Origin of the sequence: Clostridium sp. TW13 (assembly GCF_024345225.1) — a bacterium.
Taxonomy (GTDB): Bacteria; Bacillota; Clostridia; order Clostridiales; family Clostridiaceae; genus Inconstantimicrobium; species Inconstantimicrobium mannanitabidum.
Window position 1 is genome coordinate 408,999 of sequence record NZ_BROD01000001.1, and the last position, 15,749, is coordinate 424,747.

A 15,749-nucleotide genomic window follows, 5' to 3' on the forward strand; every position below is an offset into this window, starting at 1 on the left:
AATTACAATGGTTGCTATAACCTAGTATTTTATGATTATAGAAGTATAAAAATAACTAGATACCATTTGAAACCGCATAAACACTATAAATATTTATATATGTTTATATTTATATGTTTATATATAATTATAGGTAAACATTTATATATATAAATTAAAATTAACATAAGACTAAGTTTTATGGAAAAATAAAAGAGAGAAAAGAAAGGAAGAATAGCATGAGAGTTTTAGAAAAATTAGAACCACAAAAAGTTTTTAAATATTTTGAAGAGATGTCCATGATACCTAGAGGATCAGGAAACGAAAAAGAAATCAGTGATTATTTAGTTAAGTTTGCAAAGGATAGAAATCTAGAAGTAGTTCAAGATTCAGCCTTAAATGTTATTATCACAAAGCCAGCTTCAAAGGGATATGAGAATGTACCAGGAGTAATACTTCAAGGACATATGGATATGGTTTGTGAAAAAAATAAGGATACACAACATGATTTTGAAAAAGACCCACTAAAGCTTAGAATTGATGGAGATTATGTTTACGCTACTGATACAACTTTAGGAGCAGACAATGGAATTGCTGTTGCTTATGCTTTAGCTATTTTAGATGATGATTCAATCGAACATCCTATGCTACAAGTATTAGTTACAACTGATGAAGAAACAGGCATGGGCGGAGCTATGAATTTAGATCCAACTGTTATAAAAGGAAAATATCTATTGAATTTAGATTCAGAAGAAGAAGGAAAATTCCTTGTTTCTTGTGCAGGAGGGTTAAGAACTAAAGTCAATTTAGGAATAAACTTTACAGATGCAGCTAGAAAGCTTGTGAAGATAGACCTTAAGGGATTACAAGGTGGCCACTCTGGAATGGAAATCATAAAGCAAAGAGGCAACTCAAATAAACTGATAGGTAGAATTTTAAATGAAATAGATAACGCTGTGGATTTTAATCTTGTTTCTTTAAATGGAGGCTCAAAAAATAATGCAATCCCAAGAGAAGCAGAAGCAATAATTGCTGTAGAGGAAGCGGCTATAAACCAAGTTAAAGAGATAGTAAGCAAAGCGGAAACTGAGTTTAAAAACGAACTAAAGGGTATAGATGATAATCTAATTGTAGAAGTTGTTGATTTAGAAGAAAATTCAACAAAGGTTATGGATAAGGACACTACAAAGAAGGCAATAGCATTATTAACCTTAATACCTGATGGTGTGGATACTATGAGCATGGATATAAAGGACTTGGTTCAAAGTTCAACTAATATAGGTATAGTAAAGACAAAGGAAAATGATATTGAGTTTGATAGTGCTACAAGAAGTTCTGTTGGAAGCTTAAAATTTGCTATAGTAGATAGAATAACTAAGTTAGCAGAATTAGTTGGTGCTGAGATATCAACTTCAGGAGATTATCCAGAATGGCAATATGACAAAGATTCAAAGCTTAGAATCTTATGTGAAAAGGTTCATAAAGAATTGACTGGAAAGGATGCTGAAATAGTAGCTTTACATGCAGGTTTAGAGTGTGGTCTATTTAAAGAAAAGTTACATGATGTGGATATGATTTCTTTTGGTCCTAACCTTTATGATGTTCATACTCCAAATGAGCATATGAGTATAAGTTCAGTACAAAATGTATGGAAGCTTTTGTTAGAGATTTTAAAGAACATCAAAGCATAATAATATATTTAGTATATACAATAAAATGGCTTGAGTTTTAGTAAATCTAAACCATTCTTCAAGAAATAGTAATAATAGAATATATAATAATGTAGTAAAGGGATTTATGAAAAAATATTTCATAAATCCCTTTTGAATTTAAAATAATTAAAAAAATAAGTAATATATATATTCAATTTTTAATAAATATAGTGTATAGAGATTGGGAGGTGAGACAATGAGGTACACAAGATATAACATAAAAAAGAAAAAAGATTGGAGTAATATTATAGCTATAACATTGATTATAGTTGTGGCTATAGTTGGGGGAACGGTTCTGGCTAAAATTATTTATAATGGAGAAACACCTAAAGATAATAAGAATATTATTCAACCTATTAATAATAAAGATAAAAATAATGAGAAGAGTACCAATGATACGAATAATGTTAGCATGATTCAATGTGGTTACTTTGCCAAAAAGGAAAATGCAGATGATACAAAAAAGAAGCTTTCAGATAGCAATTTAAAAGCTGTAGTGCTTAAGGATAATGAGAAATTTAGAGTTGTTGCATACATTGGAGAAGATAAAAGTTCTGATGACATAGCTAAGTCTCTAAATGAAAAGCAAATTAATTTTATGAAAGTCATGTTTTCAATCCCTAAAAATAAAAATGTTGACAATCAAATTGGAGAAATTGTTAACGGATATTTAAAATTATTAAATACTATAAATAAGCAAGATGTTAAATCAATAAAAACAAATGAATTTAAAAAATGGGTAGCAGGATTAGAAAACATAGATAAGGGAGATAATATAAATACTTTAAAGGAATTAAAAGATAATATAAAGGCTTTGCCAGATGAAATAACCAAAGATAATTCAGAAGCGATTTATAGCGAAATATTTAAGGTTATAAATTCTTATAAAATTTCATAATTATAGATTTTTTTATTGAGTGTCAAGATAAATTTAACTTTTTTTATCTTGGCACTTATAAAATTTCTTTTAACAACTATTATATACACTTGTTTACAATTAAATTAAATGATAAACTATATAAGATATAATACAAAAAGACGTAGGATGTGATTATTTGAACGTAGTATTAGCTTCAGCTTCTATAAGAAGGCAAGAACTTTTAGAGAGACTTTATAAGGAATTCACAATAATTGTTTCAGATTTTGATGAATCAAGTGTTGTATATAAGGGTATTCCAGAAGAATATGTAAAAGAATTATCTAAAGGTAAGGCAATGGCTGTATGCAAAAACATAAATGAGCCATCTATTATAATTGCGGCAGATACTATAGTGGTCTATAATAATGATGTCTTATTAAAACCAAAGGATGAAAAAGATGCATACGAAATGCTGAAAAAGCTTAGTGGAAATCTTCACTATGTATATTCAGGTATAACAGTAGTCAATACTTATAATAATAAGATTATAAGTGAATCAGTGGAAACACAAGTAAAATTTTCAGATTTAAATGATGCAGAGATAAATGAATACATAAAAACTGGAGAACCTATGGATAAATCAGGGGCTTATGGTATTCAAGGTTATGGCGGAGTGTTTGTTGAAAAAATAAACGGATGCTATTATAATGTGGTAGGACTACCACTTAATAAGCTTAAAGAAATCATTAAAAGAATTTCTTAGGAGGGATGGGTCTTAATAAAAAGGAGTATGTTAATGGAGAAATTTACAATAAAGGATATTCCCCAAAATGAAAGACCAAGAGAAAGACTTTATAAATATGGAGCAGAGGTTTTAACAGATGATGAACTATTAGCAATAATTTTAAGGTGTGGAACATCCAAAGAAAATGTCTTATTTTTAAGCAAAAGGATAGTATCATATTTTAAAACCTTAGATAACTTATTAAATGCTTCAAAAAAAGAGCTTATGGATATTAATGGTATCAAGGAAGCCAAGGCAGCACAAATTTTGGCGATATGCGAATTAGTCAAAAGAGTAAATTTACAGAGTGAAAAACAAACAAAGATATCATCGCCAAGTGATGCAGCTTCTTTAGTTATGAATAAAATGATGCATTTAAAACAGGAAATATTAAAAGTATTGCTGTTAAATAAAAAGAATATAATTATAGGAGAAAGAGATGTTTTTAAGGGAAGCTTAGATAGTTCTATTGTTCATCCTCGCGAGATTTTTAATTTAGCCATTAAAAATTCAGCAGCTTCAATAATTATATGTCACAATCATCCATCAGGAGATTCTACTCCTAGTAAAGAAGATGTAAATATAACATTAAGAATCAAAGAATGTGGTAACATAATTGGGATAGAGCTATTAGATCATTTGATAGTTGGAAATAACAATTATGTTAGTTTAAAAGAAAAAGGAATTATATAGTCGAAGGGAGAAAATTAAAATGGGCTTATTTGGAACCAAAGATATGGGTATAGACTTAGGAACAGCTAACACACTAGTATATGTAAAAGGTAAAGGTATTGTTTTAAGAGAACCTTCAGTTGTTGCTATTAATAATATGACAAAGAAACCATTAGCAGTAGGAGCAGAAGCTAAGCAAATGATTGGTAGAACACCAGGAAACATAGTAGCTATAAGACCTATGAAAGATGGAGTTATCGCAGACTTCGATGTAACTCAAACTATGTTAAAGCAATTTATAGAAAAGATAACAAGTAAGAGTGCTTTTGCAAGTCCAAGAATTATAGTATGCTTCCCATCAGGGGTTACAGAGGTTGAAAGAAGAGCTATTGATGAAGCAACTAAGCAAGCAGGTGCTAAAGAAGTTGTTTTAATGGAAGAGCCAATGGCAGCTGCTATTGGAGCAGGACTTCCAGTAGATGAGCCAACAGGAAGCATGATAGTTGATATTGGTGGAGGTACGACAGAAGTTGCTGTTATATCTTTAGGTGGTATAGTAACAAGCAAGTCATTAAGAGTTGCTGGTGATGAACTAGATCAATCAATTATCAGTTATATTAAGAAAGAATATAACCTAATGATAGGTGAAAGAACATCAGAACAAATAAAGATGCAAATTGGATCAGCATTTGCTACAGAAGATGAAGAAGATTTAATTATGTCTATAAAGGGAAGAGACCTTATAACAGGACTACCAAAAACAATAGATGTTACAGAAACACAAATCAGAAATGCGTTGAGAGAACCTGTAGCTTCTATAATTGAAGCAATTAAGACAACACTTGAAAAAACACCTCCAGAACTAGCAGCAGATATAATGGACAAAGGAATTATGCTTGCTGGTGGTGGAGCATTACTTAGAGGTTTAGATACATTAATTAATCATGAAACACATATGCCTGTACACATTGCAGAATCACCTCTTGACTGTGTAGCTTTAGGAGCTGGAAAAGCTTTAGATAAGTTCGACATAATAAGCAAGCAACAAAGAGGCTAGATAACATGAAGTTTTTCAAAAATAAACTGGCAGTAACTATTATAGTACTGTCAGTTACATTTTTAGGCGTAATTGTTTATAGTGTGAAGAGTGATAAGTTAAGTGTTTTTTCAAGCGCTACAGGTACTGCGTTAAACCCTGTTCAAAAGTTATTTTTTTCAATCAACGATAAAATAAAAAATGAAGTTCAATATTTATTTAATTTTTCTAATATTAGAAAAGAAAATGATGATTTAAAGAAAAGAAATGTAGAATTAGAGAATCAATTAATAGAATATGATTCTTTAAAAAAGCAAAATGATGATTTTAGAAAAGTTCTGAATTTTGCTGATCAAAATAAAGCTTATAATTATGTTGGAACCAGCATAATTGGTGTAAGTGGAGGAAGCTTTACTAATGGATATTTTATAGATAAGGGGACTGACCAAGGGCTAACAAAGGACATGGTTGTGATTTCTGAATTAGGTTTAGTAGGAAAGATAACTGAGGTTCATAATAATTGGTCCAAAATAGAAACTCTAATCAATGAAAATATAGCGGTTGTAGGTAAAGATGTTACTACAAATGAAAGTGGTATTGTGCAAGGATTTGTAGATAGTAAAAATAATAATTTAGCAAAAATAGAGCAGCTACCTATAAATTCTACAATTAAGGCTGGAGATGTAATCACAACATCAGGCTTAGGAAAAGCTTATCCATCTGATATTAGAATAGGTCAAGTTACTTCAGTAGAAGAAGACAAAGTAAAAGTTATGAAGACAGCTACAATCAAACCATACGTAGATTTTAATAAACTTCAAAGTTTATTTGTGCTTATTCCTAAAGAAAAGAGGAATATAACTGACGATGGTGTGAAATATTAGTAGGGAGGGTATGAAAATGAAGAAGCTTATACTCGCGCTAATTTGTGTAGTACTGTTAATAATAGATAATTCTATAATGCCGTTTATTGCTATAAGCGGTTATTATCCTAGTTTGTTATTTTGTTTTGTTATAACATTTTCTATTGTAAATGGGAAATGGGATGCAGTTTATTTAGGTGTTGTAAGTGGATTATTACAAGATGTCTATTTTATGAATGCCTTTGGAATTAACTCATTAACAAATTTACTGTTATGCTATATTGCAGCAGTAATAGGAGAAGGAATATTTAAAAACAAAAGATTAATACCAATATTAATTTCATTCGCTGCTACTATAGTAAAGTATGTAGCAATATTTGTGATATTTTATTTCCTTAAAGTTAGATTTGATTTTGATAAGATGGTGATTATTATGGCTATATATAACCTTATTTTTACATTCTTAATCTATAATAAAATCTACAAATTATCTAATAATAATATTATGAAGGAGCAATGGGATTTTAGGAAAAAATAGGTGGTTAGATGAAAAAGAAGAAAAATAAGATTGATACAAGATATAAATTATTAGTTTTATTTATGATAATGATTATTGGAATTATCATAATGAGGTTATTATATATTCAAGTTTATAAGTATGATGAGTATAAAGACAGGGCTAATATTCAATCTAGAAGATTTATATCTGAAAAGGCTCCTAGGGGCAAAATTTATGATTCTTCAGGCTCTTTGTTAGCAACAAATAAACAAACCTATAATATAAGTTTTGATGAAACTACAGAGGCAAAAAAAACTATTTTTAAAACATTAAATAATGTTATGAAACTTTTAGATGAAAATGGTGAAAAACAAGATGATAAGTTTGGGATAAAAATCAATGAAAAAGGAGAATTTTACTTTGATTTTTATACATCAGATAAGTCTGTAAGCTCTGCAAAAGAAATTAGATTTAAAAAAGACAGAGGGTTTTATGAAACTGTGAAGAAACAACTTTATGGAAAAACTGATATAGAACTTAATGAAGTTCAAGAAGCAGCAATAAATGAAAAGCTGCTATCCATATCAGCAAAAGATTGTTTTTATAAGTTACTTAAGGATTATGAATTCTATAAGATGTATGTAACAGATTCAGATAAACTAAAGGAATATGCATCAAAGCCTGAGAGTGAAATTGCTAATGAATTATTATCAAAGAATTCAGTAAATGATTTGCGAAAGGTTATGATAGTTTTAGATGCTATTAAGATGCAAAGTTTTTCAGGTTTTAAGTCAGTAACCATAGCATCTAATGTAAAAAGAGATACTGCATTTATATTTAATCAAAAGATAAGTAGTCTGCCAGGGATAAATGTGAAAATAGAGCCAATGAGAGTTTATCCAAATAATGAGTTGGCTTCAGGTGTTCTTGGATATCTTTCCTCAATAGATTCAACTAAAAGTAGCAGATATGAGGAAAAGGGATATGATATATCCTCTGACTTAATTGGTGTGTCAGGAATAGAAGGGGCTTTTGAAAGTGTATTAAGAGGCAGCACTGGTGGATCTATAGTAAAGGTGAATTCTCAAGGAAGAAAAGCTGAAGAATTATTTACTTTGGAACCGGGACCAGGTAACAATGTACATCTTACTATAGATAAGAATCTTCAATATTCAGCAGAAACAATGCTTAGGCATCAATTGGAATATTTACAAAAGGGTTATAGTGAGTCTGGTATAGATACTAGAAATGCTACAAGAGCAGCAGTAGTTGCTACAGAAGTTAAAACTGGAAGAATTCTTGCCATGGTTAGTTATCCTGGTTATGATGCTAATCTTTTCTCAAATCCAAAGGGGATAACTACAGAATTATCAAATAAATATTTTTCACCAAACCTTGATGAGTTTGGAAATCAGTATATAAATAATCGTGGATTAGGTATAAGTTTAGATGAACTTTTCCCTAAGAATAGCAGTGGAGTTAGAGAGGATAAATATGATGTAGTGCCTAAGCCTTTTTATAATTATGCTACTCAAGGGTTGATTCCACCAGGATCTACTTTTAAACCTATGACTTCAGTAGCTGCACTTGAGCAGGGAGTTGTTGGACTAAATGAGACTATGGTAGATAGAACTGAGTTTAATACTCACCCAGAGACTTTCGGAAGTTCTTTTGCACCTAAGGATAATGCTTATCATGGAGTGGTAAATATAAGAAAAGCCTTAGCTGTATCTTGTAACTACTTTTACTATGAAAGTGCTTATAGGATGTATATGAAGAATGGTGCTAATACGAAAGCATTGAATACCATAGCAGAATATGCTTGGAAGGCTGGGCTTGGAGTTAATCCTAATAGTGATGCTGTAGCAAGCACTGGAATTGAGATACCAGAGAAGTTTGGAAAAACTTATAGTTTTGAAGATTTTAGAGCTCAGAATACCTTATATGCAAAATTCGATTTGGTAGACTTTTTAGGTAAAGGAAACTACAATAATACATATTATTTTGCTCCTTTAGATATAGCCTACAATGGTTCTGATTCAGAGAAAGTGAAAAATATTAAGAAAGACATAAAATCTGTAATAGAGGAAAAATTAAAAACTGTTGGAGATAAGAGTATAACTGATGGATTAGAACAATTAAAAACTAAAATTAAGAGTCTTGTTTCTGAATTAGAACAAAATTCTGATGTCTACAAGAAGAATATTTCAGATTTTAATTCAAGAAGCAGTCATAAAAATTCTCCTGATTTAGTTGCCAATGCTGTAGAAGCTTATTTATACAGTAAAAATACTTCTATAAAGACACCAGCAGAAATAATAAATGCTGCTATAGGTCAAGGTATAAACAATTTTACTCCATTACAACTTTCTATGTATATTTCTACAATAGTAAATGGAGGTACCAGGTATAAAGCTCACTTAGTAGATAAAATTACTGATTATCAAGGAAAAGTAATTGATGAATTTAAGCCTGAAGTGTTAGATAGAATACAAATGAAGCAAACAACTTTAGATGCAATAAAAGATGGTATGGAAATGGCAAATACAGCTGATATGGGAACAGCATCTTCTGTATTTAAGACTTTTCCAATATCCTCTGGAGGAAAAACAGGTACAGCTACATTTAGAGAAGATGAGAAAAAGTATGGAAGAGAAGCTTATGGTGTGTATGTATCTTTTGCACCAAAGGATGATCCCCAGGTAGCAGTGACAGTAGTTATATATGATGGTGCTCATGGATATCTTGGTTCACCAGTAGCCAGAGCAATCTATGAAACATACTTTAGAGATAAATTAAAGAAAGAAAACCCAAATTATAAACCAGTATACATGGATACTCAAGAATATTATGATTTTACTCTAAATCCTCCATTAGAGGCTCAGAAAGATAAAATCCCATAAGTTACTGAGAGGCTGAGTAGATTTTTATTATACTACTCAGCCAATTTTTAATTATGTATGCAAGACAAATTTAGTTTAGAAGGTGTTAGTTATGGATAATATGGACAAGGATGAAAAGTATACGAAAAGGTACTCCGTTCTATTGCTTATTATGGTTGTGATTTTTATTGTTATAATTTCAAGAATGATTTATCTGCAAGTCTATAGATATGAAGATTATAAAACAAGAGCAAATGTAGCTAGTAGAGAAGTTATAACCGAAAAAGCACCTAGAGGAAAGATTTATGATTCAACAGGAAATACGTTAGCTACCAACATGGAAGCATATAATGTTACTTTTTCACAAAATGAAAAGAATACTGATAGTTTCTTTACGATAATGGATAATACGTTCAAGATACTAGATGAGAATAATGAAAAGCAAAAAGATGATTTGAAATTAAAGTATTCAAAGGATAAGGGGTTCTATTTTCTTTTTAATACGGATGATAATACAGTAAAAAAGGCTATGGAAATTACCTTCAAAAATGATAGGGGTATAGCTGATTTTATAAAGGGTAAAACTTATAAAAACATTAGTGATGAAGATTATAATGAAGAAAAGCAACAAAAGGTAAAGGAAGAAAGTCTTAAGATTACACCAGAGCAAACTTTCAATTTCATGCTTTGGAAGTATTCGATGTATAGTATATTAAATTTATCTAAGGATGAAAAAAATGCATTGAACAAACAAATAAATGCAGCTAATGTGCAAGATGCTTTTAAAATAATAGGAGATTTAGCTAAAAGAATAGAAAGCAAATGTAGCATAGAGAAATTAAGAAGATATGTTATTGTAAAGGATGCTATACAAATGCAATATTTTACAAGTACAAGCCCTATAAATTTGGCTGAAAATATAAGTAAAAATACAGCGTTTATTTTTTATCAAAAGATGTCTGACATGCCAGGAATAGATGTTTCGTTGGAACCAGTTAGATATTATCCTTACCATAATTTAGCGTCTTCAGTTTTAGGATATATTTCTTCAATAGATTCTTCTAAAAAAGATAGATATGAAGAAAAAGGTTATTCTATAAGCAGTGATAAGATTGGAGTTACAGGAATTGAAGCAGCATTTGAAAACTATCTAAGGGGGAAGAACGGCGGTAAAATTGTAAAAGTTGACTCAAAGGGTAGAGCAACAGATGAGCTATCACAATTGGCATCAACCCCTGGATATAATGTTCATTTAACTATAAACAGGGATTTACAAGCTGTGGCTGAAAGGGCATTAAAAGAAAATATGCAAAGAATGCAGGTTGATCCTGCTAATCAGGGACAGGCTAAAAATGCAACAAGAGCAGCTGTTGTGGTTCAAGAGGTTAATACTGGAAGAATACTAGCATTAGCTAATGCTCCTGATTATGATCCTAACACTTTTTCAGTACCAGGACTTCTTACAGATGAGAAGATGAAGGAGTATTTTGCTCCTGATTATGAAGCTTTTGCAAAAGCGTATATTCTTAGAAATGGTCTTAATAAGACTGTGGATGATTTATTCCCAAAACAAAAGGATGGAACAAGACTAGATAAGTATGAAATATATCCAAAACCATTTTATAATTATGCAACCATGGGAACCTTGCCACCAGGATCAACCTTTAAGGCCTTGACCTCTTTAGCAGGACTTGAAAGTGGAGTAATAACTCCAGACACTAAGATATTAGATAAAGGTAAATTTAATGATTATCCTGAAATATCAGGAAAAAATAAGAGCTATGCACCAGAATGTGAAGTATATACTGAAAGTAATGGACTTCGAACTCATGGTCTTATAGATGTAAGGGATGCCTTGATGGTTTCGTGTAACTATTTCTACTATGAAACTGCGTATAGATTATGGAAGAATGCAGGCGAAGGCACTAAAAACTTAGATGTTTTAGCTAAGTATGCTTGGAAGGTGGGCTTAGGCTATGATGTTACAAGCAATGAAAAACCAGGAACAGGTATAGAGATACAAGAAAAGTTCGGTAATGTATATAGTTTAGAGAATTTTAAGGATACTGTATGTTTATATGGAAAGCTAGAATTAGTAGATGCCATGAGACAAGGACATTATGGTTCCTATAAATTCATACCATTAGAAATAGGAAGTAACGATACAGACAAAGAAGAATTAAAAAATGCAAAGAATAAATTAAAAGATATGATTATTGCTAGAATTCATGATGAAGGAACAGATAAAAATGTTTTAGGTTATGATGCTTTTGTAAAAGCTCTTAAGCAGCCATTAATGGATATAATTAATCTATCACCAGCTTACAAGCAAAGTGTTGAAAAAGCAGGTTCTACAGTTTCAAGACAGGTTGATATAATTTCAATTGCTTTAGGTCAGTTTGCAGTATTTGACAAGGCCAAGGCTGCAACAGCACCAGCAGAACTTATTAACTCATCAATTGGACAAGGTGCTGATGAATTTACACCACTTCAACTAGCTGGATATATCGCTACAGTTATGAATGGTGGAACAAGATATAAGGCTCATCTAGTTGATAAGATAACAGATGTTAATGGCAATGTAATAAATGAGTTTAAACCAGAAATAATAAGCAAAATGAATATAAACAAGGCTAATCTTGATGCAATAAAAGCAGGTATGGTGAAGGTTAATCAGCAAGGTGAAGGAGAAACTGGTGGTGGTACTTCTGCACAATGGTGGGTTGGATTTCCAATATCTACAGGTGGTAAGACTGGTACAGCTTCTTATACAAGTAACTCTAATGATCAAAAAGCTGTAGGAAGAGGACCTTATGGGGTTTATGTATCCTTTGCACCAGTTGATAATCCTAAGATAGCCGTATGCGTAGTAACTTATGATGGATATCAAGGTAACCAATCTGCACCAGTTGCTAGAGCAATTTATGAAAATTATTTTAAGGATGATTTGAAAAAAATGAATTACACTCCTACCTATCCATATGCTTTTGATCCACAGTTAAAAGATATGAAGGATACAACAGATACTAAACAAAAATAGTGGATTGGGAAAATTTAAATAAAAGCTAGGATTAGGTAAAGGGCAAGCAATAGATTACGATAATATAGAAGAATTGATAATTTTAATTTTAAATATAAAATTTAGATTAAAATAGAGGATTTTATACACTTATGTTGAATAAACAATCAATATGGTGTTGAATTTGTAGGCATCTGAAAATAAATAACAAGTCAAAATATTACGCTATATATGGACTTACTTATTTTTTTGAAGATGCCTCATATTGATGAAATATCAATAACCACATGAAAATTTATAGTTCTTAAGTATTAAATAAGAAATCTAAAAATGAATAACAAGTCACAATATGTGTTGTATAGGGACGTACTTATTATTTTAAGATGACTAATATAGCAGGAACTTGACCAATAATGATTATCGGAGGTCAATATGTTAGACGATAGGATATTTATAAAAGGTAATCGAGAAGGTGTCAATGCAGTTGTTGATATGAATAAATTTTCAGATTATGATGAAATGGTGGAGACTCTTGTAGAACGATTGAAAAAGGGCAAGAAGTTCTACAAGGGTTCTGTTTTAACAATAATTATGGATTTGAATCATGTTGATGATAGGATGCAAAGAAAACTAAAAGAAATTTTATTTGATGAAGTTTTGATTAAGGATTGTATCTTTAAGGAAAAACAAGAAAAAGAAGAACGCGTTTTTTCAGGGGTAAGTGAAGGACGTACTAAATTTATTAAGAGAACTGTAAGAAGCGGGCAGCTTATAGAGTACACAGGGAATATAGTTATAATTGGAGACGTTAATCCAGGAGCAGAAGTAGTTGCACATGGAAATATAATTGTCTTAGGAGCATTAAAGGGTCATGTACATGCAGGAAGCAATGGAAACAAAAAGGCTATTATAGCTGCATTTTCATTACAGCCTGAAGTTTTGCAGATATGTGATGTGCTTACAATTTCTCCAGACGGGGAGAAACCTAGGTATCCAGAAGTAGCAAAATTAAAGGATAATGCAATAATTGTTGAACCGTATTTACCAAATAAATATATGTATTAAATGTATGGAGGAAGATTTTAATGGGAGAATCTATTGTTATAACATCAGGAAAAGGTGGAGTAGGAAAAACTACTACTACAGCAAATATAGGAACAGCTTTAGCTTCATTAGGTAAAAGAGTTGTAGTGGTAGATGGAGATACTGGACTTAGAAATTTAGACGTGCTAATGGGACTTGAAAATAGAATAGTATATACAATAATTGATGTAATTGAAAATAGATGTAGAACCAAGCAAGCTCTAATTAAGGACAAACGATTTCCAAATCTATTCCTATTGCCAACAGCTCAAACAAAGGATAAGAATGATATAAAACCACAAGAAATGTTAAAGTTAATAAATGAACTTAAAGAAGAATTCGATATAATTCTTATTGACTGTCCAGCAGGTATTGAGCAAGGTTTTGAAAACGCTATTATTGGTGCAGACAGAGCTGTAGTTGTTGTAAATCCAGAAATAACATCTGTAAGAGATGCAGATAGAGTTATTGGTAAGATGGATGCGAGAGGATTAGAGGATCATAAAGTAATTATTAATAGATTAAACTACGATATGGCGCAAAGTGGAGATATGTTAGGTACTGATGACATTATTGAAACACTTTCAGTGAAGCTTTTAGGAGTTGTGCCAGATGATAAAAATATAACAGTGTCAACAAATAAAGGTGAGCCTATAGTATTAAATTCAGATTCTTTATCAGGTAAAGCTTTTATGAATATAGCTAAAAGACTAATTGGAGAAGAAGTTCCACTATTAGATTTAAGCAGTGGTTCAGAAGGATTTTTCAATTCTCTTAAAAAGTTGTTTAAGAGAAAATAGGGGGTGTGTTTAAGTGGATCTATTAAATGGCTTGTTCTCAAAAAAATCAACACCTAAGGAAGTGGCAAAAGACAGATTAAGATTAATTCTTATTCATGACAGGGGAGAACTTGCTCCTGAGGTTCTTGATAAGATAAAGATTGAAATTTTAGAGGTATTAAACAAGTATATTGAAATTGAAATTGAAGATATGGATATTGCTGTTACAAAACAAAGTGAAATTGAAGGAAATTCACCAGCTTTAGTAGCAAATATTCCAATAAAAAATGTTAGAGGAAGATAGTTATTTTGTTACTCTTTTCATTTTCAATGTGATAATATATAATTATATGAAAATGAATAGGAGGATAAGTTGTGCTTAGAAAATTCAAGTTAGATTCAAAGTTGATAAAAGAAATTGATTTTGGAATGATAGTTACCATAATACTAATTACATTAATTGGTGTTGTGAATATATATTCGGCAGTTGGAATGGGTAATGCTGAGAAACAGTTTTTCTTTTTAATTTTTTCATTAGTATGTTTGTATTTCTTACTGCTTATTGATTATAATATTTTAGAAAATTATGTGGTTTTATTTTATTGGTTTAACATGCTTTTGTTGGTATTGACCAAGTTCGTATTGGGAAGTGAGATAAATGGTGCCACTGGATGGATTAAATTAGGCCCACTTTCTTTTCAACCCTCAGAGCTTGCTAAAATTGCTATGATTTTAATGCTAGCAAAAAAGATACAAGACTATGAAGGTAAAATTAACAACTTAAAAAACTTTGTTATTACAGCTATGTATGCTGTTATTCCTATGGGGTTAATAGTTATTCAGCCTGATATGGGAATGTGTATGGTTTCGTTTTTTATCGCTTTAGGTATTTTCTTTTGTGTTGGTCTTGATGGAAGAATAATAGTTGCTGGACTTTTCGGGTTGGCAGTATTTATTATGACTGTATGGAACTCAGGATTAATAAAAGGATACCAAAAGAGAAGATTGATTTCCTTCTTAAATCCAGAAGGAGACCCATCAGGAGATGGACTGCAGGTTACAAGGGCATTGATTGGAATTGGATCTGGTGGCTTCTTTGGTACTGGCGTACAATTTGGTGCAAATGCAGGTAAAGGATATACAGATGTGTTTGTTCCTGAAAATCATACAGATATGATTTTTTCTGTTTTGGGAGAACATTGGGGAACTATTGGCTGTATTATTTTATTAGCCTTATATGGTATTTTATTATATAAGATGATAAAGGTAGCCAAAGCTTCTAAAGATATCTTTGGAAGTGTCATAGCTGTTGGGATGGTTTCATATTTCTTGTTCGCTATATTGCAACATATAGGTATGAATATTGCTATAATGCCTATAACAGGAATAACTCTACCATTTATGAGTTATGGTGGTAGTTCTTTGCTTACTACAACTTTATCTGTTGGTCTTGTAATAAACATAGGTATGAGAAAAAAGAAAATTAATTTTTAGGCATCTGAAAATGAATAACAAATCCAAATATGCGACGGATATTTTTAGTTAGACAAGGAAACAGGTTCATTAGATAGCGAGCTATCTA

13 protein-coding genes are annotated in these 15,749 nt (G+C 31.0%); all 13 read left to right on the forward strand.

Going from position 1 to position 15,749, the window contains the following annotated elements; all coding sequences use genetic code 11:
- Positions 1–218 precede the first annotated feature (218 nt).
- Positions 219–1,670 carry an aminoacyl-histidine dipeptidase gene (locus tag OCU47_RS02040; protein WP_261826931.1) on the forward strand — a complete coding sequence of 484 codons (1,452 nt, stop codon included), beginning with the start codon at positions 219–221 and terminating at the stop codon, positions 1,668–1,670.
- Positions 1,671–1,887: 217 nt separating this feature from the next.
- Positions 1,888–2,589 (forward strand): hypothetical protein, encoded by a 702-nt coding sequence (locus OCU47_RS02045; RefSeq protein WP_261826932.1) that lies wholly within the window; start codon positions 1,888–1,890, stop codon positions 2,587–2,589.
- Between the two features lie 157 nt (positions 2,590–2,746).
- Positions 2,747–3,313 carry a Maf-like protein gene (locus OCU47_RS02050; protein ID WP_261826933.1) on the forward strand — a complete coding sequence of 189 codons (567 nt, stop codon included), beginning with the start codon at positions 2,747–2,749 and terminating at the stop codon, positions 3,311–3,313.
- Positions 3,314–3,340: 27 nt separating this feature from the next.
- The gene (gene radC, locus OCU47_RS02055) at positions 3,341–4,027 is read left to right on the forward strand and encodes a RadC family protein (RefSeq protein WP_261826934.1); all 687 of its coding nucleotides are present in this window, start codon (positions 3,341–3,343) and stop codon (positions 4,025–4,027) included.
- Between the two features lie 19 nt (positions 4,028–4,046).
- A complete protein-coding gene (locus tag OCU47_RS02060) occupies positions 4,047–5,063 on the forward strand; it encodes a rod shape-determining protein (RefSeq protein WP_261826935.1) in 1,017 nt (338 codons plus the stop codon).
- Positions 5,064–5,068: 5 nt separating this feature from the next.
- On the forward strand, positions 5,069–5,926 hold the full coding sequence (gene mreC, locus OCU47_RS02065) for a rod shape-determining protein MreC (RefSeq protein WP_261826936.1): 858 nt from the start codon (positions 5,069–5,071) through the stop codon (positions 5,924–5,926).
- Between the two features lie 16 nt (positions 5,927–5,942).
- On the forward strand, positions 5,943–6,443 hold the full coding sequence (mreD, locus tag OCU47_RS02070; RefSeq protein WP_261826937.1) for a rod shape-determining protein MreD: 501 nt from the start codon (positions 5,943–5,945) through the stop codon (positions 6,441–6,443).
- Between the two features lie 8 nt (positions 6,444–6,451).
- Positions 6,452–9,307 (forward strand): peptidoglycan D,D-transpeptidase FtsI family protein, encoded by a 2,856-nt coding sequence (locus OCU47_RS02075; protein ID WP_261826938.1) that lies wholly within the window; start codon positions 6,452–6,454, stop codon positions 9,305–9,307.
- A gap of 91 nt (positions 9,308–9,398) precedes the next feature.
- The gene (locus OCU47_RS02080; protein ID WP_261826939.1) at positions 9,399–12,326 is read left to right on the forward strand and encodes a penicillin-binding transpeptidase domain-containing protein; all 2,928 of its coding nucleotides are present in this window, start codon (positions 9,399–9,401) and stop codon (positions 12,324–12,326) included.
- 411 nt (positions 12,327–12,737) lie between these two features.
- Positions 12,738–13,370, forward strand: coding sequence for a septum site-determining protein MinC (gene minC / locus OCU47_RS02085; protein WP_261826940.1), 633 nt, complete (start codon positions 12,738–12,740; stop codon positions 13,368–13,370).
- A 20-nt stretch (positions 13,371–13,390) separates the two neighbouring features.
- Positions 13,391–14,188: a septum site-determining protein MinD gene (gene minD / locus OCU47_RS02090; RefSeq protein WP_261826941.1), complete on the forward strand. Its 798-nt coding sequence runs from the start codon at positions 13,391–13,393 to the stop codon at positions 14,186–14,188.
- A gap of 13 nt (positions 14,189–14,201) precedes the next feature.
- Positions 14,202–14,471, forward strand: coding sequence for a cell division topological specificity factor MinE (gene minE / locus OCU47_RS02095; RefSeq protein ID WP_261826942.1), 270 nt, complete (start codon positions 14,202–14,204; stop codon positions 14,469–14,471).
- Between the two features lie 71 nt (positions 14,472–14,542).
- Positions 14,543–15,661, forward strand: coding sequence for a rod shape-determining protein RodA (rodA, locus tag OCU47_RS02100; RefSeq protein WP_261826943.1), 1,119 nt, complete (start codon positions 14,543–14,545; stop codon positions 15,659–15,661).
- Positions 15,662–15,749 lie beyond the last annotated feature (88 nt).

Excerpts from the sequence above, each read along its gene's own strand:
- minD (WP_261826941.1), top strand. The coding sequence starts at position 13,391 with ATGGGAGAATCTATTGTTATAACATCAGGAAAAGGTGGAGTAGGAAAA.
- radC (WP_261826934.1), top strand. The coding sequence starts at position 3,341 with ATGTTAATGGAGAAATTTACAATAAAGGATATTCCCCAAAATGAAAGA.
- OCU47_RS02045 (WP_261826932.1), top strand. The coding sequence starts at position 1,888 with ATGAGGTACACAAGATATAACATAAAAAAGAAAAAAGATTGGAGTAAT.
- OCU47_RS02040 (WP_261826931.1), top strand. The coding sequence starts at position 219 with ATGAGAGTTTTAGAAAAATTAGAACCACAAAAAGTTTTTAAATATTTT.
- minC (WP_261826940.1), top strand. The coding sequence starts at position 12,738 with ATGTTAGACGATAGGATATTTATAAAAGGTAATCGAGAAGGTGTCAAT.
- mreC (WP_261826936.1), top strand. The coding sequence starts at position 5,069 with ATGAAGTTTTTCAAAAATAAACTGGCAGTAACTATTATAGTACTGTCA.
- mreD (WP_261826937.1), top strand. The coding sequence starts at position 5,943 with ATGAAGAAGCTTATACTCGCGCTAATTTGTGTAGTACTGTTAATAATA.
- OCU47_RS02060 (WP_261826935.1), top strand. The coding sequence starts at position 4,047 with ATGGGCTTATTTGGAACCAAAGATATGGGTATAGACTTAGGAACAGCT.
- OCU47_RS02075 (WP_261826938.1), top strand. The coding sequence starts at position 6,452 with ATGAAAAAGAAGAAAAATAAGATTGATACAAGATATAAATTATTAGTT.
- OCU47_RS02080 (WP_261826939.1), top strand. The coding sequence starts at position 9,399 with ATGGATAATATGGACAAGGATGAAAAGTATACGAAAAGGTACTCCGTT.